General features: G+C 36.4%; 21 protein-coding genes, 1 pseudogene and 1 riboswitch. Of the genes and pseudogenes, 19 read left to right on the top strand and 3 right to left on the bottom strand.

Annotated elements, in window-relative coordinates:
- The first annotated feature begins 10 nt into the window (after nt 1-10).
- From K6959_RS14215 to K6959_RS14180, 8 genes are all read left to right on the top strand, one after another.
- Nucleotides 11-739 (top strand): DUF1538 domain-containing protein, encoded by a 729-nt coding sequence (locus K6959_RS14215; RefSeq protein ID WP_316252554.1) that lies wholly within the window; start codon nt 11-13, stop codon nt 737-739.
- The gene (locus K6959_RS14210) at nt 720-1,415 is read left to right on the top strand and encodes a P-II family nitrogen regulator (protein WP_223086822.1); all 696 of its coding nucleotides are present in this window, start codon (nt 720-722) and stop codon (nt 1,413-1,415) included. The genes K6959_RS14215 and K6959_RS14210 overlap by 20 nt, the downstream gene beginning before the upstream one ends.
- A 97-nt stretch (nt 1,416-1,512) precedes the next feature.
- Nucleotides 1,513-2,664 (top strand): endospore germination permease, encoded by a 1,152-nt coding sequence (locus K6959_RS14205; protein ID WP_163242736.1) that lies wholly within the window; start codon nt 1,513-1,515, stop codon nt 2,662-2,664.
- Nucleotides 2,661-4,199 carry a spore germination protein gene (locus K6959_RS14200; protein ID WP_262421796.1) on the top strand — a complete coding sequence of 513 codons (1,539 nt, stop codon included), beginning with the start codon at nt 2,661-2,663 and terminating at the stop codon, nt 4,197-4,199. Before K6959_RS14205 ends, K6959_RS14200 begins: the two co-directional genes overlap by 4 nt.
- Nucleotides 4,196-5,347, top strand: coding sequence for a Ger(x)C family spore germination protein (locus K6959_RS14195; RefSeq protein WP_223086820.1), 1,152 nt, complete (start codon nt 4,196-4,198; stop codon nt 5,345-5,347). Before K6959_RS14200 ends, K6959_RS14195 begins: the two co-directional genes overlap by 4 nt.
- Nucleotides 5,348-5,464: 117 nt before the next feature.
- Entirely contained in the window at nt 5,465-5,926 is a 462-nt protein-coding gene (tsaA, locus tag K6959_RS14190) for a tRNA (N6-threonylcarbamoyladenosine(37)-N6)-methyltransferase TrmO (RefSeq protein WP_223086819.1), read from the top strand.
- A 255-nt stretch (nt 5,927-6,181) separates the two neighbouring features.
- Nucleotides 6,182-7,363, top strand: a complete 1,182-nt coding sequence (locus K6959_RS14185; protein ID WP_163242733.1) for an FtsW/RodA/SpoVE family cell cycle protein — start codon at nt 6,182-6,184, stop codon at nt 7,361-7,363.
- A gap of 207 nt (nt 7,364-7,570) precedes the next feature.
- Nucleotides 7,571-7,819, top strand: a complete 249-nt coding sequence (locus K6959_RS14180; RefSeq protein ID WP_163242731.1) for a DUF2573 family protein — start codon at nt 7,571-7,573, stop codon at nt 7,817-7,819.
- A 139-nt stretch (nt 7,820-7,958) separates the two neighbouring features.
- Here K6959_RS14180 and K6959_RS14175 read toward each other — a convergent pair whose 3' ends face one another.
- Together K6959_RS14175 and K6959_RS14170 are read right to left on the bottom strand one after the other, a co-directional pair.
- Nucleotides 7,959-8,300, bottom strand: coding sequence for a spore coat protein (locus tag K6959_RS14175; protein ID WP_163242730.1), 342 nt, complete (start codon nt 8,298-8,300; stop codon nt 7,959-7,961).
- A gap of 35 nt (nt 8,301-8,335) precedes the next feature.
- Nucleotides 8,336-8,596: a hypothetical protein gene (locus K6959_RS14170; protein ID WP_163242728.1), complete on the bottom strand. Its 261-nt coding sequence runs from the start codon at nt 8,594-8,596 to the stop codon at nt 8,336-8,338.
- A 249-nt stretch (nt 8,597-8,845) separates the two neighbouring features.
- On the opposite strand from K6959_RS14170, the gene K6959_RS14165 reads away from it, so the two are divergent.
- The 4 genes from K6959_RS14165 to K6959_RS14150 all read left to right on the top strand — a co-directional run bounded on the left by K6959_RS14165 (nt 8,846) and on the right by K6959_RS14150 (nt 15,539).
- Nucleotides 8,846-9,763: a proline dehydrogenase family protein gene (locus tag K6959_RS14165; protein ID WP_223086817.1), complete on the top strand. Its 918-nt coding sequence runs from the start codon at nt 8,846-8,848 to the stop codon at nt 9,761-9,763.
- A 380-nt stretch (nt 9,764-10,143) separates the two neighbouring features.
- Nucleotides 10,144-12,483: a 3-hydroxyacyl-CoA dehydrogenase/enoyl-CoA hydratase family protein gene (locus K6959_RS14160; protein ID WP_262421995.1), complete on the top strand. Its 2,340-nt coding sequence runs from the start codon at nt 10,144-10,146 to the stop codon at nt 12,481-12,483.
- Nucleotides 12,484-12,543: 60 nt separating this feature from the next.
- Nucleotides 12,544-13,719: an acetyl-CoA C-acetyltransferase gene (locus tag K6959_RS14155; protein ID WP_163242723.1), complete on the top strand. Its 1,176-nt coding sequence runs from the start codon at nt 12,544-12,546 to the stop codon at nt 13,717-13,719.
- Nucleotides 13,720-13,754: 35 nt separating this feature from the next.
- The gene (locus tag K6959_RS14150) at nt 13,755-15,539 is read left to right on the top strand and encodes an acyl-CoA dehydrogenase family protein (RefSeq protein ID WP_223086814.1); all 1,785 of its coding nucleotides are present in this window, start codon (nt 13,755-13,757) and stop codon (nt 15,537-15,539) included.
- Between the two features lie 277 nt (nt 15,540-15,816).
- Here K6959_RS14150 and K6959_RS19310 read toward each other — a convergent pair.
- Nucleotides 15,817-15,987: pseudogene (locus K6959_RS19310) on the bottom strand (IS5/IS1182 family transposase); the annotation flags it as partial.
- A 437-nt stretch (nt 15,988-16,424) separates the two neighbouring features.
- On the opposite strand from K6959_RS19310, the gene K6959_RS14145 reads away from it, so the two are divergent.
- The 7 genes from K6959_RS14145 (at nt 16,425) to K6959_RS14115 (ending at nt 22,535) form a co-directional block, all read left to right on the top strand.
- Complete coding sequence (locus K6959_RS14145; protein WP_163242720.1) at nt 16,425-16,787, top strand: arsenate reductase family protein; 363 nt, start codon at nt 16,425-16,427, stop codon at nt 16,785-16,787.
- Nucleotides 16,788-16,880: 93 nt separating this feature from the next.
- Complete coding sequence (gcvH, locus tag K6959_RS14140; protein ID WP_163242718.1) at nt 16,881-17,264, top strand: glycine cleavage system protein GcvH; 384 nt, start codon at nt 16,881-16,883, stop codon at nt 17,262-17,264.
- Nucleotides 17,265-17,627: 363 nt separating this feature from the next.
- Nucleotides 17,628-17,975: a toprim domain-containing protein gene (locus tag K6959_RS14135; protein ID WP_179959040.1), complete on the top strand. Its 348-nt coding sequence runs from the start codon at nt 17,628-17,630 to the stop codon at nt 17,973-17,975.
- 109 nt (nt 17,976-18,084) lie between these two features.
- A complete protein-coding gene (locus tag K6959_RS14130; RefSeq protein ID WP_163242715.1) occupies nt 18,085-18,402 on the top strand; it encodes a thioredoxin family protein in 318 nt (105 codons plus the stop codon).
- Nucleotides 18,403-18,491: 89 nt separating this feature from the next.
- Nucleotides 18,492-18,698, top strand: coding sequence for a hypothetical protein (locus K6959_RS14125; RefSeq protein WP_223086812.1), 207 nt, complete (start codon nt 18,492-18,494; stop codon nt 18,696-18,698).
- 359 nt (nt 18,699-19,057) lie between these two features.
- Entirely contained in the window at nt 19,058-20,287 is a 1,230-nt protein-coding gene (locus K6959_RS14120; RefSeq protein ID WP_223086811.1) for an MFS transporter, read from the top strand.
- A 751-nt stretch (nt 20,288-21,038) separates the two neighbouring features.
- Nucleotides 21,039-21,142: riboswitch (SAM riboswitch) on the top strand.
- Nucleotides 21,143-21,227: 85 nt separating this feature from the next.
- Nucleotides 21,228-22,535, top strand: a complete 1,308-nt coding sequence (locus K6959_RS14115) for an O-acetylhomoserine aminocarboxypropyltransferase/cysteine synthase family protein (RefSeq protein WP_163242712.1) — start codon at nt 21,228-21,230, stop codon at nt 22,533-22,535.
- Nucleotides 22,536-22,625 lie beyond the last annotated feature (90 nt).

Here is a 22,625-nt window from a genome sequence, read left to right as displayed (position 1 = left end):
TTTTTTCTGGATTTTCACAAGTAATGTTGGATGTTTCGTTTGCTTTATATTTCCCTCTTATTATCTTCTTCTTCTTTTTTTTTCAGTTTTATTTTTAAAGCTTCCAAAAAGAAAGCTTTGGAATATCGTTTTCGGTATGATCTTTACTTATTTTGGCCTTGCTTTTTTTCTCCAAGGTGTTCATATCGGATTTATGCCAATTGGTGAATTAATTGGACAAAAGCTTGGAGAGTTATCTTATAATTGGATTATGATCCCAGTTGGTTTCGTTCTTGGATTTGTCGTTGCTTTTGCAGAGCCAGCTGTCCGGGTATTAACTCAAGAAGTTGATAAAGCAACTGGAGGCTACATTTCTGAAAAGGTGATGTTATATACTTTATCAATCGGTGTCGGAATGTCGATCGCATTGGCAATGCTCCGAATTTACATTGGCTTTTCACTATGGTATATATTAGTGCCTGCTTATATGATTGCCTTTATACTTACTTTTTTCTCTAAAAAAAACTTTATCTCAATTGCGTTTGATTCTGGAGGCGTCACGACAGGACCGATGACTGTCACATTTATTTTATCAATGGCTGTCGGGGTCGCTTCAGAAATGGAAGGACGCAATCCGTTGACGGATGGATTTGGCATGATTGCTGTCGTAGCAATTGCACCAATTATTTCTGTTTTAATATTAGGTTTGCTATTCCAAAAAAAGGAGGAAGACAGCAAGCATGTTCGCTCTAAAGCATAAGTTAATTGTGACGATCGTAAAAAAGGGTTGCGCCAAAAAGGTTGTTAAAGCATCGAAGAAGGCAGGTGCTGAAGGCGGAACGATTTTATATGGACGCGGAATAGGTGTAAATGAAAAAACAATTTTCGGTCTAGAACTAGAAAATATAAAAGAAATCGTGTTAACGCTTGTTCAGGAAGACATAACAGACAGTGTTTTAACAGAAATAGTTGACGCTGTCGATTTGAATAAAAGAGGTAATGGAATTGGCTTTGTTCTTCATACGAAGCGCATGTTAGGAATATGTCATATGTCTCAAGAAGGAAATATGAATCATTCGCTGAAAGCGGAAGGGGTAAACAGAATGTCAGAAAAGATTCAATATGATTTAGTTATTTCTATCGTTAATCGCGGCGATTCTGATTTAGTTGTGGAAGCATCAAAAAAAACAGGGGCAACTGGCGGGACAATTATTTCAGGACGAGGAACAGGCATCCATGAGCAGCTTAAATTATTTAATATCGATATTCAACCAGAAAAAGAAATTGTTTTAACATTAATTCATAAAGAAAAAAGTGAGGCCGTTTTACAAAAAATTTGTGAAGAAGCACAGTTAAATACACCAGGGAAAGGGATCGCCTTTGTGTTAGATGTCGATAAAGTAGTCGGTATAACGAACTTGTTGACGAAAAAGTGATCATTTTATAAGAGTGGCTGATTGAAGTGTTTATGAACATTTTAATCAGCCTTTTTCTGTTTCTATTTTAAATTCATAAATCGGGGGAGTTTTGTAAATGATAAATTTACCAAGCTTTTTTAAGGAGATTATCATGATGAGTATGAAAGGTTCTGATCAAGTTTCGATCCTTCACTATATTCTTATTACGATGATGGCGATAGGATTGAAAAACCATGTCGTCGTCATTCCCCCGTTAATTCAAGTGGCTGGAAGAGATTCATGGCTGTCTGTTATTTTCGCTTATGGATTTACACTAATTTGGGGATTATTGGTCATTTATATTTACAATGGAACAAAAGCCCAAAATATGACCCTTTGGTTACAACAATCGATCGGTAAAGTTGCGACGATGATTTTTAACACGATGATTGTCCTTTATCTCATCTTTCTTGCAACATTGATGGTGAAGGAGACAGTTATTTGGACAAATGTGAGTTATTTGCAGGAGACGCCTGCATTTGTCCTTACATTATTTTTAACGGTTGTTTGTTTTTTTCTAGCAATTACTAGCTTTCGAGCAATTGCAATTGCCAACGTGTTTTTTTTATCAGCTGTCATTGTGTTCGGTTTTTTCGTTGCTTTTGTGAATATGCAGTTTAAAGATTTTTCATTATTGAAACCGTTTTTAGAGCATGGTTATGAGCCGGTTATAATGGGAATGGTTTATCCTGCTTCAGGAATGATTGAAATGATTATGATTCTGTTTCTGCAACATAAAATAAAAGGTAAAATTCGTTATAAACATATCATCATTATCGGTTTATTATTAACATGGTTAACTTTAGGCCCGCTCATTGGGGCAATTATTGAATTTGGCCCAGCTGAAGCAGCAAGGCAGCGTTTTCCTGCTTATGAGGAGTGGGGGCTTGCACGAATCGGCCGGTTTTTTGAACATCTAGATTTTTTGTCCGTCTACCAATGGTTGACAGGAGCATTTATTCGAGTTTCACTGCTTTTATTTGTGAGTACGGAGATTTTTCAACTGCAAACGAAAAAGAAAAAAATTTGGTTTTTACTCATTATTGTTACCATGATGAACATTGTTGCTTTACTCCCGATAAGTGACCTTGACTATTATAAATTGTTGAAGTTTGTCTTTATCCCGTTTACATTCATCTTTTTTTTAACTGTTTCTCTTTTACTCGGATTCGTCGTCTTTTTCTTTAAAAATAAATCGAAACAACCGAAGAAGGAGGTAAAAATGTGATCTTTAGGAGAAAACGAAAGGCAAAAAACATCAATCAGCAACCAATAGCAAATCATCCTAGTGAACAACAACAAAAAGATAAATGGAAAATGGATGAACAACGTTTAAGAGAGCTGTTCCATAAAAGTCCCGATGTCATCTTTCAGAAGTTTTGCTTTGGAGAAGAAAATAAACAAGATGTACTCTTAATTAAGTGTGAAGGAATGATTGATAATGAGGCATTAAATCATTTAATTTATGAACGGCTTGAGGCCTTTTTTCAACATCTTGGACAGCGCCCATTAACAAATGAAATCGTGATTGAGCGATTGCATGCCCCTTCATTAACCGAGGTTCAAAATGCCCAAGAAATTATTTCTGGTGTTTTTTCTGGAAAATTATTGTTATATTTTATGAACGAACAATTACTATTTTCAGCTGACATTTCGAAAAGACCGCAAAGAAAGCCAGAAGAAACGACAGCTGAAGTTGTTGTAAATGGACCTCGCGACGATTTTATAGAAGATATTACCATTAATATTGCACTTATTAGAAAGAGGCTGCGAACAAATTCTCTATGCATTGAAAAGTTTGAAGTTGGTAGACGAACATTAACAACTGTCGCAATGCTGTACATAGATGATATTGCAAACGAAGAGATTGTCAATGGAGTTCGCGAAAAAATAGCGAATATCGATGTTGATGCGATTTTAAGTGGGCAGCAACTAATGGAGTTAATCCATAAGAGTCCACGAATTTTCCCAAGACATGACTACACAGGGCGGCCTGATTTTGCTGTACATTCTTTGTTAAGCGGGAGAATTGTCGTAATTTTAGATGGAAGTTCATACGTGAATATTGTACCAGCTAATTTGTTTCTGTTATTAAAAGCGGCAGAAGATTATGATATAACACCGTATTTTAGTTCATTTGAACGAATAATGCGGGTTGTTGGCTTACTGATTGCAACGTTTATTCCGGCTTTATGGCTGGCGTTAACAACGTTTCATCAAAATCAAATCCCTCTTATTTTATTAGCAACTGTAGTTGAGTCGAGAAAGGGATTACCGTTTCCTTCAGCTGTTGAGGCAATTATCATGCTGTTAATTTTTGAACTGTTTCGCGAGGCTGGGCTGCGTTTGCCAATTGCGATCGGTCAAACGTTAAGTGTTTTTGGCGGGTTAATTATCGGCGATGCGGCGATAAGAGCGGGATTGACGAGTCCAGCAATGCTTGTTGTCATTGCTGGTTCAACGATTGCAACATTTACATTTGTGAATCAGTCGTTAGTCGGCATGGTCAGCTTGTTGCGTATTTTTTCCTTGGTCTTTGCGGCTTTTCTTGGATTATACGGTTTCCTGTTGTCTATATTTATTATTTTAATTTATTTAGCAAGTGTAAGGGTATTCGGTATTCCATATATGGAAATGGCCGCAAATTTAAGTCTTAAAAATATTTTAACAGCTATCTTTCGATTATCTGCTAAAAAGTATACGACTCGTCCGGAAATGTTTCATCCTAATGATGCGTACCGAAAGGGAGATAATCCATCATGATAAAAAAAACCATTCTTTTCATGATTATTTCATTATCATGTTCACTTCTTTCTGGATGTTGGGATTCAAATGAGCCTGAAAGAATGGTATATGCCCATGGGATTGGGATTGACTATAAGGATAATCGCTACATCATCCAGCTCCAAATGATTGATCTTGGCGGACTGTCAAAATTAGAAAGCAGCGGCGGACCGGTTGAAGAGCAGTCAGAGGTTGGTAAAGCATCTGGAAGAACAATCAATGAAGCAATATTTAATTTATATCGTTCAACGGATCGCCGCGTGTTTTGGGGTCATCTTTCATTTATTATTTTGTCAGAAAGTGTCATGGAGCAAGAAGGATTAAAGTTTGTTACTGATTTAATGAATCGCTATCGGGAAACTCGTTATCGCATATGGTTTTATAGTACGAAAGATTCAATAGAAGACATTTTATTAGCTGAACCGATTATTGGTATTTCAATTGCCCGGTCAGTATTAAGTGACCCAGAAAACAGTTTTGAGCAAAGTTCATTTATTAAACATATTGCTTTACGAGAGCTTTTATTAAAGCTTAATGAACCTGGACATGAAGTAGTCATTCCCGCAGTAAGTGTAACGAAACGATGGAAGACACAGAAAAAAACAGATGACGTTATTCAGTTAGACGGTCTGACTGTGTTAACGAAGGCAAACTTAAAAGGGTTTATATTAGGAGAGAAAGCAAAAGGATTAAGATGGATGGATGAAACGATGCATCGTGATGACTTAACCATTTATAAAAATAAAAAGCCGGTAACAGAAGCCATTTTAAAAACACAAAATGTAAAAATTAAACCAGTTATTTCGGGTGGAAGGGTTGATTTTGATATCGAGATTAAGTTAAAAGCATCGATTAACGAGCTTGACTTTCAAGTTAATAAAGAGTTTATTGAAAAAGAAATTAAAAAAATGGTGAAGAAAGAAGTAATGAAAACTTATAAAGCAGCGCTTGAAATCGATGCTGATATTTATCGTTTTTCAGATGTACTTTACAGAAAAAATATAAAAGAGTGGAAAAAGCACCAACATAATGGAAAATTATCACTAGATGAACATTCAATTCGTTCTATTAAAGTAAAAGTGTTGTTAAAAGACGCAAGTAAACATTTATTAATACCATCGGTGTAAGAAAAAATCCTTTCATATTTTGTAAATCATGTACTTAACAATAATAGAAACGGTATAATGTAAAAAGGATGATTTTTTTGTATTTCCAGATAGAAGGATGAACAAAGGGAGGATTGTATGAGTATTGTTTTGCAGCCGATTGGTACAATCCGCAGTACGCGGAAAGTAGTTATTGATGATGATTGGGGAAAAGAAACTGCAACGATTGAATTAGATGAAAGCAAGTTTACAGAGGAAGCGCTTTTTGGTTTAAATGACTTCTCTCATGTCATTGTCGTTTTTTATTTAGATAAGGTAGATGTAAATAAAATTGAATTGAAAGCGCGTCACCCTCGTAATAATTCTAACTGGCCAAAGGTAGGAATATTTGCCCAGCGTGGGAAAAATCGCCCAAATCAAATTGGAATTACTGTATGCCGTGTGGAAGAAGTAAATGGGACAACATTAACTGTAAGTGGTTTAGATGCAATTGACAACACCCCAGTATTAGATATAAAAACGTATATGACCGAATTTGGTCCAAACGGGAAAGTGAGACAGCCAGACTGGTCAAAGCAATTGATGAAAAATTATTTTTAATATCTTGGCTCAATCAAGGATAGCAACTATGGTAACAGTTGTGATTTTGTGAGTAAAAAAATATAATAAAAAGAACGAGATAGTAGACAAATCATTTATGCAGACTGGTTGAACGCTCGTCAGTCGGGGCGCTGCGGCACGAGGCTGAAATATAGTTCCTGAGCTTCTAATGAAGTGCAAGCAACGAAGAATGCGAGCGTTTTTCAATCGTCTAAAAAAAGAAACGTTTATGTTATGGAAAATAGGGGAGTGCTCATGGCTTCACATAATAGACTATCTTCAAGGATAGATTACCGGTTAATTTTTATATTATTATTATTATTTCTCGTGAGTTGCATTGCCATTTACAGTGCACAATCGACAGGGCAATATAAAGAGAACTTTTTAATGAAGCAAGTGGTGGCATATATAGTAGGAACGGGAATTATTGCCGGAATCATTACTTTAGATTCTGATCAATTAAGAAAAATAACATGGTATGGGTATGGGTTTGGCTTATTATTACTTGGGTTTTTAATTGTAGCACCGAGCGGACTTGCTCCTGTTATTAATGGTGCGAAAAGCTGGTATCGTGTTCCAGGAATGGGTTCTTTACAGCCATCAGAAATTGTAAAAGTATTAATTATCTTGGCTTTGGCCAAAGTGATAGCCGATCATCATGAAAAAAATCAATTAAAAACGATTCAAACAGACTTATTTCTTTTATTAAAGATTTGTTTAGTAACACTTGCACCGACATTACTAGTGTTAAAACAACCTGATTTAGGAACAACACTCGTTTTTTTTGCGATTATGGTTGGGATGATTTTTATTTCGGGAATCTCGATGCGAATTTTAGTGCCGATATTTAGCTTTATTACTTTAATGATTGGGGTTATTTTTTATTTAGTTCTTTGGCAGCCTGATGTTCTTGAAAAATATTTAGGAGTCAAACAATATCAATTCGGACGAGTCTATTCTTGGATTGATCCTGAAAACTATCAAAGTACGACAGGGTTTCAATTAACGAAGTCGCTTCTAGCAATCGGTTCAGGAGAAACGGTCGGTAAAGGTTATGGTAATCGTGAAGTTTATCTTCCAGAAAGCCATACTGACTTTATTTTTAGTGTCATTGCAGAGGAGTTCGGTTTTATTGGCTCAAGTATTGTTATCAGTTTGTTCTTTATATTAATTTATCTTTTAACAAAGATAGGAATGGAGGCGAGCAATCCATATGATACTTATATTTGTGCCGGAATCATGAGCATGATTTCCTTCCATGTGTTCCAAAATATTGGGATGTCTATCGGGTTATTGCCGATTACTGGGATACCGCTTCCGTTTATTAGCTATGGAGGAAGTTCGGTGCTCGGGAATATGTTTGCTATTAGTTTAGTATTTTCAATTCAATATCATAATAAAAAATATATGTTCGCCTCAAAAAACACAATTTCATAACGAAATATTTAGCATACTGAAGGCTCAGATTGTAGACAAAGTAACATTTGAACTCGCAAATGCTTATGTCAAGCGAGGTCCGCAGCAAAAGTGAAAGCGAATAGAACAGTCGTTCATGAGTTTGTTTGTCAACAGTCTAGGCCTTTAGTGGCGGGAGCATTGAAGGTTTTCTTTTAGTCGGATAAAAGGAAAGGTATGGGAATGTAAATGGATCAAAAGTTTAGCGATCAATTCGCTGCGCTTATTGAAAAATATACCGAATTATTACTCGGTGACAAGAATGATGAATTAATAGAAAAAGTGAAGATTTGGGTTTTATATACATATATGGCGAAATCAATGCCGCCATTAGTAAAACATTGGAATGAACAATATCCTGAAGGAAAAGAAGCAATGAAAAAATTAATAAGTGAGATAAAGGAATTAAATGATATTCATCGAGCAAAAATAAAGTAGTCGGTCTGTTGTTACAAATAGCGACTAATGATTTTTTCTAAATTTTTTGTTCTTTCTTTATGATCCTAGCTTATTAACAAGGAAATAAATCAAAAATAATCATCCCGTTCGGAGTTTCTGAACGGGATGAACTTTCTTCTTATTGCATTTGTCCGTTACCGTAAGGAAATTGAGATGAATAACCTTGGAACTGCTGATATGACTGCTGAAGTTTTTGTTGAGCCTCAGCATCAACGTGATACCAGCCTTTTTTAAACATTAAATTATATAGCTCTCGCTGTGCATCTTGTGTTTCATTAAAAATCGATAATAAGTCTTGATATAAGGCTTGGTGACTTGCTTCATGTAAAGCCATCGTATAAGAAGTCGTCATATATTTTTCAGTTGTCAACATATCGTTTACAAAATCACGGTCGTTCATTTGCGGTGTTTTCGGAACTTGAGTTTCAGGGTTTTGAACCTTCTGTTGATTTTGATTCATTGCAAAAACTCCTTTACGTATTTTTAAAGCAATAACTACATGCTAAATGTTTGATTTTGATTTAAGTGGGATAAAATTTGCTCGTAATGACGTTGATGCATTTGTCCGAACTTCTCAATTTCTGACTTTAATTCTTGGTCTTGACATTGTTGTGCAAAAAAATGAGCTTTCTTCATTGCAAGTAAATTCCATGAAAGCATATCTGTTAAATAAAGAGAGTCTTTAGTTGAAATAATTTGCGGTGGCTCTTGCATAATTCTAGCTTGATTTTGCATGTTCATATTTTGTTGCTGCATAACATTACCTCCCGAATAATTGTCGACATTATCCTTCCCTCATATGTATATTTTATGCAGAATTTTTTTAATAAAAATAGCAACATATCTTTTAAGGCAGGTTGGGAATAATACTACATATTACAGAAGTGTAGACAGGCGCTTGAGATTTTTCGTTGCAAGCTCTATCGTTTCCGCTTATGAAGTGGAAATGTGCTTTCATTTTGTCTACAGGTTGAAATACTGTGCTTATGTGAGGAGGTTGCAAAAATGGAACAGTTGATGAGAAATTTTTTTCTCTTTTTATCAAAAAAAAGAGTGTTAACAAATGCAGCTAAAAAATATGGCTTGCGATTCGGTGCGTCTCGTTTCGTCGCTGGTGAAACAATTGAGGAGGCAGTAAAAAAAATAAAAACAATAAATAAAAAAGGTCTTGAAGTTACAATCGACTATTTGGGGGAATTTGTTGATCATGAACAGGAAGCTAACGAAATGGCTGATCACTCAATTGAAGCAATTAGAGCAATTGGAAAAGAAAAGCTTCATTCTCAGTTGTCATTAAAAATGACATCAATGGGACTTGATATTTCGGACGAACTTGTAATGAATAATATGCATCGTATTTTAGAAGCAGCAAAAGAAAATGATGTGTTTGTTACGATTGATATGGAAGATTATTCACGAATTGGAAGAACACTGGATATTTTTAAACGATTAAAATCAGAATACGATAACGTTGGAACGGTCATCCAAGCTTATTTATATCGAACAGAAAAAGATATAATCGAATTAAATGACTATTCTCCTAATTTGCGCCTTGTCAAAGGAGCATATAAAGAGTCAGCGGAGGTAGCTTTTCCAAATAAGAAAGATGTCGATGAAAACTTTAAAAAAATCATTAAATTGCACCTTCTTAATGGTAATTATGCTGCTATCGCAACACATGATGATGCGATTATCGAATATACGAAAAAACTTGTCAAAGAACATCACATTCCGAATAACCAATTTGAATTTCAAATGTTATACGGAATTCGTTCAGAAAGACAGCTTGAATTAGTTAAAGAGGGCTATAAAATGCGCGTCTATGTTCCATATGGAACGGATTGGTATGGGTATTTTATGCGCCGCTTGGCTGAAAGACCAGCTAACGTTGCTTTCGTCCTAAAAGGAATGATGAAAAGATAGACAGATGAAATGCATGTATAAATAGTAAGATTTTTGATGGACGTTTTCATTCATTCCTAGCTCGCTTTCGCATTGACTGACAAGCGTTTTCACTAGTACTCAAGTATTACCTTTTTCTCTAAGCTCAAATGCAGGCATTTTCGTCTGCATTTTATTTTTGCACGTCAATCAATAAAAAAAGAAATTTTTTGATGAAATTCTTAAAAATCATTGCGGAAATTTTTAAAATATTTTATAGTATTAAGTAACATAACTCATTTTTAGGAGTTCATTTTTTTTAATAAAAAAAAGAATGAGCATTCATTCAAAACTTATTTTAAAAGGAGGAAACAGAATTGACCCAACGAATCAAAAAGGCTGCTGTTCTTGGTTCAGGTGTAATGGGATCTGGAATCGCTGCTCATTTGGCGAATATTGGAATACCAACATTATTACTGGATATAGTACCAAAAGAATTAACTGCGAAAGAAAAAAAGCAAGGATTAACGCTTGCTGATAAGAAAGTTCGTAACAGAATCAGTGAAGAGGCAATCCAAAAGCTTTTAAAGCAAAAGCCAGCACCATTAACATCTAAACAAAGTCTCGCACTTCTTGAAGCTGGAAACTTCGAAGATGATATGGAGCGATTAGGAGAATGCGACTGGATTATCGAAGTTGTCGTTGAAAATTTAGCGATTAAGAAGCAAGTATTTGAAAAAGTTGATCAATATCGCAAACAAGGAAGTATCGTTAGCTCTCATACATCAGGTATTTCTGTTGAAGCAATGGCTGAAGGACGCTCTGAAGACTTTCAAAAGCATTTTCTCGGTACACATTTCTTCAATCCGCCTCGTTACTTAAAATTACTAGAGGTGATCCCGACGAAAAAAACTGCTCCTGAAGTGTTAGCTTTTATGAAGCAGTATGGGGAAAATATCCTTGGTAAAGGTGTGGTTGAAGCAAAGGATACACCGAACTTTATTGCTAACCGAATCGGTACTTACGGTTTACTCGTAACTTTACAAGAAATGATAAAAAATGGCTATAGCGTTGGTGAAGTAGATTCTGTTACAGGTCCATTAATTGGACGCCCGAAAAGCGCTACATTCCGTACGCTTGATGTAGTAGGTTTAGATACGTTTGCTCATGTTGCTAAAAATGTATACGACCAAGTGGACGGAAAAGAAAAAGAAGTATTTGAAGTTCCTGCCTTTATGAAAGAGATGCTTGAAAAAGGTTGGCTAGGAAGTAAATCTGGTCAAGGATTTTATCTGAAAAAAGGAAAAGATATTCTTGAATTAAATCCAGAAACATTACAGTATGAGCCAAGGAAAAAATTAAAATCAGCTGCAATTGAAATGAGCAAGCAGCAAAAAGGGCTTGCTAATAAAATGAAAGCGCTCGTTTATGCAAATGACCGTGCCGGCAGTTTGCTATGGAATATTTTAACCCCAGTCCTAATTTATTCGGCAGAGCTGTTAGGAGAAATTGCTGATGATATTGTGGCAGTTGACCGTGCGATGAAGTGGGGCTTCGGCTGGAAGCTTGGTCCGTTTGAAACATGGGATGCAATTGGTGTTGGAAAATCTGTTGAGAAAATGGAGAAAGCCGGTATCGAAGTGCCGTCATTGCTAAAAGACATGCTGGCAAACGGATTTACTTCTTTCTATAAAGAGGAAGAAGGAAAACGATACTACTATGATAACGGGCAATACAAACAAATGATTGAAAACGAAAAAGTAATGAACCTTAAAATGCTGAAAAAACAACATGATGTGATTAAGAAAAACAGTGGTGCAAGTCTGATTGATCTTGGTGACGGGATTGCTCTGTTAGAATTCCATTCACCGAACAATGCGATTGGATTTGACATCATTCAAATGATTAATTTTGCTGTTGATGAAGTAGAAAAAAATTATAAAGGACTAGTGATCGGTAACCAAGGGAAGAACTTCTGCGTTGGTGCGAACTTAGCAATGATTTTAATGGAAGCACAAGACGATAATATTTTTGAGATTGATATGGTCATAAACCATTTTCAACAAGCAATGATGAAAATTAAATACTGCTCAAAGCCAGTAGTTGCTGCACCGTTTGGAATGACTCTGGGTGGCGGAACAGAAGTATGTTTACCTGCAGACCATATTCAAGCATCAATGGAAACGTATATGGGTCTTGTTGAAGTAGGGGTTGGACTGATCCCAGGAGGCGGCGGAAACAAGGAGCTTTACATGAAGTATCTTGCGAGTATGCCAAATGAGCTTAAATATGATTTACAAGAAGTAGCCAATAAAGTGTTTGAAACGATTGCAATGGCAAAGGTGTCTACTTCCGGAGAAGAAGCTCGAGAGCTTAACTTCTTAAACAAAGCTGACGGTGTAAGCGTAAACAGTGATCATCTTCTTTACGATGCAAAACAAGCTGCATTAGCTCTTTATGAAAAAGGCTACAAACCACCTGTTCGAAAGAAAATTCCTGTTGTTGGAGAGACAGGTTATGCAACATTGCTATTAGGTGCACAAGCGATGTACGATTCAGGCTATATTTCTGATCATGATTTAAAAATTGCGAAAAAGCTTGCGTACGTGATTGCTGGCGGTAAAGTTCCTTATGGAACAAAAGTCGATGAGCAATATTTGCTGAATCTTGAAAGAGAAGCGTTTTTAAGCTTAATTCAAGAACCAAAATCACAGCAGCGGATGCAACATATGCTTGTAAAAGGCAAGCCTTTGCGTAACTAGGAGAATAAGAGATTTATATAAAGAGTTTTAATTAAGTGACAGAAAGAGGAGGAACGAGACATGAGAGAAGCGGTAATTGTTGCTGGTGCCCGAACTCCAGTCGGCAAGGCAAAGAAAGGGACTCTTGCCAATGTTCGCCCTGATGATTTAGGGGCACTAGTTGTAAAAGAAACGCTTAAAAGAGCGGGAAATTACGAAGGTAATATTGATGATTTAATCATTGGCTGTGCAATGCCAGAGGCTGAGCAAGGACTGAATATGGCGCGCAACATCGGGGCGCTTGCTGGACTTTCACATACAGTCCCTGCAATAACAATCAATCGTTATTGCTCATCTGGTTTACAATCAATCGCTTATGCAGCTGAAAAAATTATGATTGGACACGCTGACACAATTATTGCTGGCGGCGCTGAGTCAATGAGCTTAGTTCCGATGATGGGACACGTCGTTCGTCCGAACGCAAAGCTTGCGGAAACAGCCCCGGAATATTATATGGGAATGGGTCATACAGCAGAAGAAGTCGCAAAAAAATACGGTATTAGCCGTGAAGATCAAGACGCTTTTGCTGTAAATAGCCATCAAAAGGCCGCAAAGGCAATTCAAGAAGGAAAATTTGAAGATGAAATTGTGCCAGTAGACGTTACAATGCGTTCAGTAGGAAAAGATCATCAGCTCGTTGAAAAAACAATTCAATTTAGTCAAGACGAAGGTGTTCGCCCTGATACGAATGTAGATGTGTTAGCAAAGCTTCGTCCTGCTTTCTCGGTTAACGGAACTGTGACAGCCGGAAATGCTTCACAAACGAGTGATGGAGCTGCTGCTGTCATGGTCATGGATCGGGAAAAGGCGAATTCTTTAGGATTACAGCCAATGGCTAAATTTAGATCGTTTGCTGTCGGAGGCGTTCCTCCTGAAATTATGGGGGTCGGTCCAGTCGTAGCCATTCCAAAAGCGTTAAAACTTGCAGGGCTCGAACTTTCCGATATTGGCTTATTTGAACTAAATGAAGCATTTGCTTCCCAATCAATTCAAGTTATTCGCGAGCTTAGTTTAGATGAAGAAAAAGTGAACGTAAATGGCGGCGCAATTGCTTTAGGTCATCCGTTAGGCTGTACTGGTTCAAAACTTACATTAACACTTATTCATGAAATGAAGCGACGCAATGTCCAATTCGGTGTTGTGACAATGTGTATCGGCGGCGGAATGGGAGCTGCTGGAGTATTTGAACTTCTTTAATCTAATCTCTTAAAAAATGATAGGAGGAAGAAAAAATGAGTAATCAAACTGAAAACTTAGTAAAAGGCGGAAGTTTTTTAATTGACGACATAAGTGCGGAAAAAATGTTCACTCCAGAGGATTTTTCAGATGAGCATAAAATGATTGCAAAAACGACTGAGGATTATGTAGTAAATGAAGTAATGCCTGAGGTTGAACATTTAGAAAATCATGAATTTGATCGTTCTGTAAAGCTACTAAAACAAGCGGGAGAGTTGGGGTTATTAGGCGCTGATGTTCCTGAACAATATGGCGGAATCGGACTTGATAAAATTAGCTCGGCATTAATAGCGGAAAAAATGTCCCGTGCAGGCGGCTTCTCAATTACTCATGGTGCTCATGTAGGAATAGGCTCTTTGCCAATTGTGTTATTCGGTAAAGAAGAACAAAAGGAAAAATACCTTCCGTTACTTGCAACCGGGGAAAAAATTGCTGCCTATGCTTTAACTGAGCCTGGTTCTGGTTCAGATGCTTTAGGTGCTAAAACAACAGCAAAGTTAAATGCTGAAGGAACACATTATATTTTGAATGGTGAAAAACAATGGATTACAAACGCTGGATTTGCCGATGTATTTATCGTGTACGCAAAAATTGATGGCGACAAATTCACAGCGTTTATTGTAGAAAGAGACTATCCAGGAGTGTCAACTGGTGCTGAAGAAAAGAAAATGGGAATTAAAAGCTCTTCAACACGCACATTAATTTTAGAGGATGTACCTGTACCAAAAGAAAACGTTTTAGGCGAAATTGGTAAAGGCCACGTTATTGCTTTTAATATTTTAAATATTGGTCGTTATAAGTTAGGTGTAGGTGCAGTAGGAGCATCAAAACGGGCATTTGAAGTAACAGTTGAATATGCGAACCAACGTCAACAATTTAAAACACCAATTGCTCAATTTAACTTAACGAAGGAAAAATTCGGTACATTGGCAGCAAAGATTTACGCCGCTGAAAGTTCTGTTTACCGTACAGTTGGGTTATTTGAAGATCGAATGAGCATGCTTTCAGAAGAAGAAGAAAAAGACGGTAAAGAAGTAGGGAAAGCGATTGCAGAGTATGCAATTGAATGTTCATTAAATAAAGTTTTTGCTTCAGAAGTTCTTGATCACGTAGTTGATGAAGGAGTTCAAATCCATGGTGGATATGGATTTATGACTGAATATGAAATTGAAAGAATGTATCGTGATTCTCGGATTAACCGAATTTTCGAAGGAACGAATGAAATTAACCGTTTACTAGTACCGGGGACGTTCTTACGTAAAGCAATGAAAGGCGAGCTTCCACTTTTACAGAAAGCACAAGCACTTCAAGAAGAGCTTATGATGCTTATGCCTGAAGAGCCTGGTGATGAAGCATTAGCGCAAGAAAAATATTTAGTGAAAAATGCAAAGAAAATCGGTTTAATGATTGCAGGCTTAGCTGCACAAAAGTTTGGCACAGCTTTAGAAAAAGAACAAGAAATTTTAGCTAACATTGCTGATATCGTTTCAAATGCATATTCAATGGAATCTGTCGTCTTACGTACGGAGAAGGCAATCGCAAAAGCTGGTCTCGAAAAGAATAAGCAAAAGCTCCTTTACACAGAAATCTTCTGTCAAGAAGCTTTCAACCAAATCGAGCAGCTTGCAAAGGAAACGTTAGTTGCTACTGAATCTGGTGATACACTTCGCATGATGTTATCGGCTCTTCGTAAGTTTACCCGCCACACTCCAATTAATGTACTTGCAAAGAAGCGTGAAGCAGCAGAGAAAATTATTGAAGCAGAGCGTTATGTTTTATAATAAATAAATGCAAAAAAAAAGCTGGTTTTAATGCTGAGGGCACTGAAAAAATTACGTTTTTTTATATCATAACGGTTTCTAAGATAAAAAGAAGGTACTTTCTGTTCAAAAAGAAGAGAAAGTGCCTTCTCTCTTTACCTATTTCTTACTTTTTTCGTTCATAAGCTTCAATAATCGCTTGAGGTTTACGGCAAATATCGTAGTGGCTCATTGAATCTCCATGCTAAATCGACCTGCATCCTTGTTGTATTCGAACTTGTCTTCTTCTTTTCGATTAATCATGAATCGCCTTTCTTAATAAATACTTAATCATCCGGATAGAAGGAATTGCATTTCGACTATTATCCAAACAGCATTTCGTTTTTAGTTCTTCTCATATAAACGAAAAATCGACAAGTTCATTCATTTGACGAAGCCTGTTATCTTTTGGTATGAAGATATTATAAATTGGCGTATATGGACTTAAATTGAGCGTTTCTTAGGTGGAAATCATGGAGAGTACCATCTGCATCTACTTTATTTTAGTAGACAGGAAAAAGGACATTTTTTAGAGAGGAGAAATATTTTTAATGGTAATCACTAATAGATTGGAGAGGAAGGCGGCGACTCCTGCGGGAAGCGAGATAGACGAGACCCCGCGCGAAGCGAAGTGAAGGAGGAGGCTCGTCGCTCCCGCGGAAAGCGTCCGCCTGGAACGGAAATCAACGGGTTCCAAAAAGGCGAGTAGATGAACGACAAGTCGCTCACCTACTCGATAGAAATCTCTTTGGGGACCTTTTCAGTGCTCTCTAAATGCTAGACCAGTTTTTTTTAATGAAAAAAAGAACTACTTTCACATACTATAGTACAATAAGTTGTAAACGATTAAAAAGGTGGTGAAAGCTTATGCTAACATTGTACTGGTATCCGAAATGCGGCACTTGTCGAAAAGCAAAAAAATGGCTAGACGAGCATGGTAAAGTATATAAAGAAGTACATATTGTTGAGAACCCGCCTTCTCGTGAAGAAATTGAGCAATTATACCGAATAAGCGGGTTAGAATTGAGAAAATTCTTTAATACGAGCGGAAAAAAGTATCGTGAGCTTGGATTAAAGGATAAAGTTAAAACAGCAAGTGAAGAAGAACTTCTTGATATACTTGCAACAGATGGCATGCTGTTAAAGCGGCCAATTTTAACTGATGGAAGCAAAGTGACAGTAGGTTTTAAAGAAGAGCAATATGAAAACATTTGGGGTTCATCATTTTGAACACGTCTCTTGCTTTCAGGACATTATTTATGACATGATGGGAGTATGAAAAACGATCTAAAATCGATCGAGTTAATTAATGGAGGGATTACTATGAATTTACCAGAAGAATTACGCTATTCAGAAGAGCATGAATGGGTAAAGACAGAAGGAGACAAAGTTCGTATAGGGATTACTGACTTTGCGCAATCAGAGCTTGGCGACATCGTATTTGTAGAGCTTCCAGAAGTAGGCGATGAAGTGACAGCCGATGAGCCATTTGGAAGTGTTGAATCCGTTAAAACCGTTTCAGAGCTTTATGCACCAGTAAGCGGCAAAGTTGTTGAAGTAAATGAAGACTTAAATGACAACCCAGAATACGTGAACGAATCTCCATACGAAAACGCTTGGATGATCGTAGTCGAACCATCTGATAAAAGTGAACTAGACAAGCTGATGACAGCTGAACAATACGAAAATATGGTCAAAGAAGACTAATAAAAAAGCATCTTATTTCAAGGTGCTTCTCATCATTTGAAACAACTGTCCGAAAGACTACTTGAGGACGCTTGACAGTCGATGCGCCGAGCAACGAGACACTTTTAGTTTATGAGCTAACAACGAGTGCAAGCAACAAAGAATGCGAGTGTTTGTCAACAGTCTGAGCACCTTGGCTATTTCGAGGTGCTCTTTTAAAGCAACTGCCCTCAAATGAAAACTTGTTTTCGACAGTTTGAAAGCTTTTTGATGTCGTTAGTAGAAACTTTTTTTAATCAGTCATGCGAAGAAGTAGTGGTATTTGTAAAGGGAATAATGAAGGAATAAAATGTACGCTCACGAATTAAAGTTTAGGTGATAAACATGGAAAAAAATAAAGTGTTGATCGTTGAAGGATCTTCAGATAGGGAGAAAATGGAAAAGTTAATTAAAGAGCCGATTGAAATTGTTTGTACGAATGGAACGATCAGTTATTCCCGTTTAGATGAGTTTGTTGAGCGATTTTTTGATTACGACGTATATATACTCGTAGATTCAGATACCGCAGGCGAAAAGCTTCGTAAACAGTTAAAGAGGGAATTCCCGTTAGCAAAACACTTATATATTGATAAAGAATATCGTGAAGTAGCAACAGCTCCAGACTATCACCTTGCCACCGAGCTTGTTAGAGCAAATATAGATGTGCACGTAAACTATTTAAACGAAAGATGAAAAAAATGTGCGGTTAAGGCAAATGCAAGGTAAGGAGTCACAGTAATTGAAGTTTCATTTTTGAGACGATCATGAATATAGAAAACATATTAAAAGAGGGTGAGCAGCGATGGAGCAATGGTCAAAAGAAGAATTTTCAACAAGGCTTGCACAAGGGGAAAAAGGCATCCTTTATTTGTTCACTCCGTTATGTGGGACTTGTCAAGTAGCAAGTAAAATGCTAAACGTTGTCAACGAGCTGATTCCAAACTTACCGCTTGGAAAGGCTGACTTAAACTTTCTTCCAGACATAGCGGAAAATAATCATATTGAAAGTGTACCTTGTTTACTCATGTTTGAGAATAACCAAATCGTGAACAAATTATATGCATTTCATTCAGTACCATATTTACATAACTTGTTGAAAACATTTATGGCATCTGAGTGATGCTTTAGTGAAAGATAATTGGAAACGCTTCGAAATCATGGCGCACAGCACAAGAAGATAGCAAATAGAACAGTCGTTCATGAACTAAAATGAACAATAAACTGTTTGTCAACAGTATGTATCTAGCTTTTTTTACCGTAAAAAGACTAAAGGCTGTTTATCATCATTTAACATGGTCAATCGAGTTCGTTGCATTGATTGTTCTTTTTTATCACTATTTTATAATGAATGATCATCAAGTGATGACAGAAATTCATTTAAAGATTATTCTTCATACGGTACTGCTTCTCATTTAAGCCTAGCAACTTCTTCTGTAAAATACTTCTCTATTTTCAAATTTAATGTTCAGCGAAAAAAGATAATATTTCCCTGCATTTTTATGTGAAAAATATACAGTTGAAAGATTGATTTAATCATTCAATTTTCGCGAACATGATTTTGATCAACTTCGGTCATTCTACTTCTTTGTTGTAAATAAATCCTCTTAAATTTTAGCAACACGATAAGGAATATCTTCATTCTATAAATTAAAAAAAAATTTTTAAAATTCCCACTCCATATTTAGTAGTGAGATCAACATTGGTAATATTTTATTTACAACATATGAAAGAGTAGTTATTATTTAGAGAGACGAAATATTCAAGGAGCGAAAAACATGGCGTTCTATCGGGAATGGATAGGTCAATTTAACAAGTTTAATAAAAATATAAAGTTATCAATTTGGAGTACTATTTTGCTGCAAATTGGTCTAGGGATTTTTATGGTCATTTATAATTTTTATATTCGAGAGTTAGGCTTTTCAGAGCGGACTAATGGGCAAGTAATAGCTATGACATCTTTAGCAACCGCAATGATCTTAATTCCTGCTGGATTGTTAAGCGATCGTTATGGAAGAAAGAATATATTACTGTTAGGTATTGGATCGTCAGGAGTTGTTCTATTCTTTAGAAGTATAATTGAACTGGAAACATTATTAATGACGGGTGCATTTTTGACTGGACTGACAATTGCCTTCGTTCAAGTAGCCTCGATCCCATGGCTTGCGGAAAATTCGAAACCAGATCAACGAGTGCATCTTTTTAGTATTCATTTTGCTGTTATGACTGGTGCAAACGTCATTGGGAACTTAGTCGGCGGTGTGATGACTGATCTATTGTCAATATATTTTCCTATCCTTTTAAGTCTTAGACTAACATTACTGTTTGGTAGTGTTCTTTTCTTAGCTGGTGTGATTCCTGTTTTTCGCTTTAAAGAAGTAAAAAGCAAAACATCACCGGAAAATATAGAAAAAGAAAAAACGCCTGCCAAAAGGGAATTAATCGAAGATAAACGGGGTATTAAAATTATTATCTTATTTGCGATTGCACAATTAATTATTGGGATTGGTTCAGGGTTGGTTATTCCTTATTTAAATCTTTATTTTGCAGATCGTTTCCATGCATCGAACTCAGCAATCGGTTTTATTATTTCATTAGGTCAAGCTGCAACCGCTTTTGCAATGATTATTGGACCAGCAGTTGTTCGGAAATTTGGGGAAGTAAAGGCTGTTGTCATTTTGCAGTTGTTATCGTTGCCGTTTTTATTATTAACTGCTTTCACGCAACAGTTATGGCTTGCTGCAATCGGCTTTTTATTTCGCCAAGCTTTAATGAATGCCGGAAATCCTATCCAAATGTCTTTAATGATGTCAAAAGTAGATGATTCAATGAAAGGATTAGCTAATTCAATAAACCAAATGGTATTTAATATTGGCTGGGCAGTCATGGGACCGATTTCTACAGGAATTGTGATAAAATACGGTGCTTATTGGGGCTACGCTTTAGTGTTCTCAGTGACAGCATCATTATATTTTATTGCATCAATTTACTTTTTTGTTGTGTTTTAAAAACTTTCCCCATCCCATCCTTCGTCAAGTTTTGAAAAAGCGACATCGTAGCTTGTATTTTTGACATATTTCTTGGGAAATAAAAGTTAATGTCGAGATAAAGATTCATTTTGCAGCTGTATACCTAAAGTAGTTACAATTGTAGACAAAATGAATATTCAAATTGATTTTCCGAAAGCTTGTTTGTTGAGATGTGCAATATGAGGCTAAAGTGAATAGAAATAGTCGTTAAGTAGTTGTTAACTAAAGTTAAGTTGTTGATGTAAAACAATTTGAATAAGATAGACGTAACTTGTTCAACTAATCGGCTTATTTAGGACCTTTGCTAGATAAAAAATACTTTATGATATCCTTATAATTTTTGAAAGGTGCGCTTTAGGAAATAAAAAGCCTTAAGGGGCTGCCTTAAGGCTTAATCTTATCTGTTTCTTAAGAATTATGTTTACTAAATGTCATTTAAAGTTCATTTACTTCCATTAATCCTAGTATTTTTGAAAAAAATATTCTTGCTTGTTCTTCGCAACCTTTTGGTCCTGCTAATTGGATATGATCTATTTGTTTTAGAAGAAAAGTCATTTTTTAATGCTTCTTTCTTTTTTTCTCATTTTATAGCCATTTAAACGGTATAAACGAATATTACTTTATTATAGCTAACAAATCATATTTTAAGAATGTTCAAAATGTTATTGACTCTTTATTATATTCATGCTACTATCATTTTAATGTATTAAAGCGACAGTTGAATAATGGTTTCTTATCAAGAGAGGTGGAGGGACTTGGCCCTTTGAAGCCCGGCAACCGGTTAGTTAACACGGTGCTAATTCCAACAGAGCTAATTTTTCTGGGAGATAAGAAGAGTTGTAAATATTCCCTCTTCTTATATGAAGAGGGTTTTTTAATACTTTTGAAGATGACGATCATGAGGTTAGGAGAGATAAAGATGAGTACAAATGAAAAAAAGTATCGATTAGAGACGTTATCAGTTCACGGCGGATTATCCCCTGATCCAGTTACAGGAGCGCGGGCATTACCAATTTATCAAAGCAATGCTTATCAATTTAAAAATACGGAGCATGCTGCTAATCTTTTTGGCTTAAAAGAACCTGGTTATATTTATACTCGGATTCATAATCCAACTGTTACTGTGTTTGAAGAACGTGTTGCAGCATTAGAAGGGGGAGTAGGTGCGCTTGCTACGTCAAGTGGAATGGCCGCAATTACAATGGCTATTTTAAATATTGCCGAAGCAGGCGATGAAATTGTTGCTACCTCTCACTTGTATGGAGGCACGTATAATTTATTTGAAACGACTCTTCCAAAGTACGGAATAAATGTTAAGTTTGTCGATGGGACAGACCCTGATAGCTTTCGCCAAGCTATGACCGAAAAAACAAAGGCAGTGTTTGCTGAAACAATTGGCAACCCTAGCTTAAGAATTTTAGATATTGAAGAAGTTGCTAATGTCGCCCACGAAGCAGGTGTTCCATTAATTATTGATAATACGTTTGCAACACCTTATCTTTGCCGTCCAATTGAATTTGGCGCAGATATTGTCGTTCACTCTGCAACAAAATGGCTTCTCGGTAATGGGACTACGTTAGGTGGAATTATTGTCGACGGAGGTCAATTTGATTGGAATTCTCCAAAGTTCCCTGGATTCACTGAACCAGATAAAAGCTATCATAATATTGTTTATAGTGAAGCACTTGGACCTGTTGCATATATTGTTAAAGCACGTGTTCAGTTGCTGCGTGATTTAGGACCAGCTTTAAGTCCACAAAGCGCATTTCAATTTACATTAGGGCTTGAAACACTTCACGTAAGAATGAAAGAACATGTTTCCAATGCTAAAAAGGTTGTTGATTATTTAGAAAACCATCCAGCAGTTAATTGGGTGCTATATCCAGGTAATGAGAATCATTCTGATTACAAATTAGCGAAGAAGTATTTGCCGAAAGGTGCAGGCTCAGTTGTAGTATTTGGAATAGATGGCGGTAGAGAAGCAGGCGCTAAGCTGATTAATTCTGTGCAACTTTGGGCGCACGTTGCTAACGTTGGTGATGCAAAAAGCTTAATTATTCATCCAGCAAGTACAACACACCAACAATTAGACAGTGAAGGTTTACAAGCAGCAGGTGTTCCTGAAGATTTAATCCGACTTTCAATCGGAATCGAGCATGCAGATGATATTATCGCAGATTTAGAGCAGGCGATTGAAGCAGCTACTGGAGTCACATCTTTAAAATAAAGGCTTAAATAGATGTTTGTAAAAATATGGCGTTGACACCTTAAATAATCCGTGCTAGAATGGCTGTTATATTTAAGTTAATAGAGTATA

Source organism: Bacillus aquiflavi (assembly GCF_019915265.1).
In the GTDB taxonomy this organism is placed as follows: Bacteria; Bacillota; Bacilli; order Bacillales; family Cytobacillaceae; genus Bacillus_BT; species Bacillus_BT aquiflavi.
Note: the sequence above shows the minus strand (reverse complement) of the source record. Positions and strands in the feature narration are given on the sequence as shown.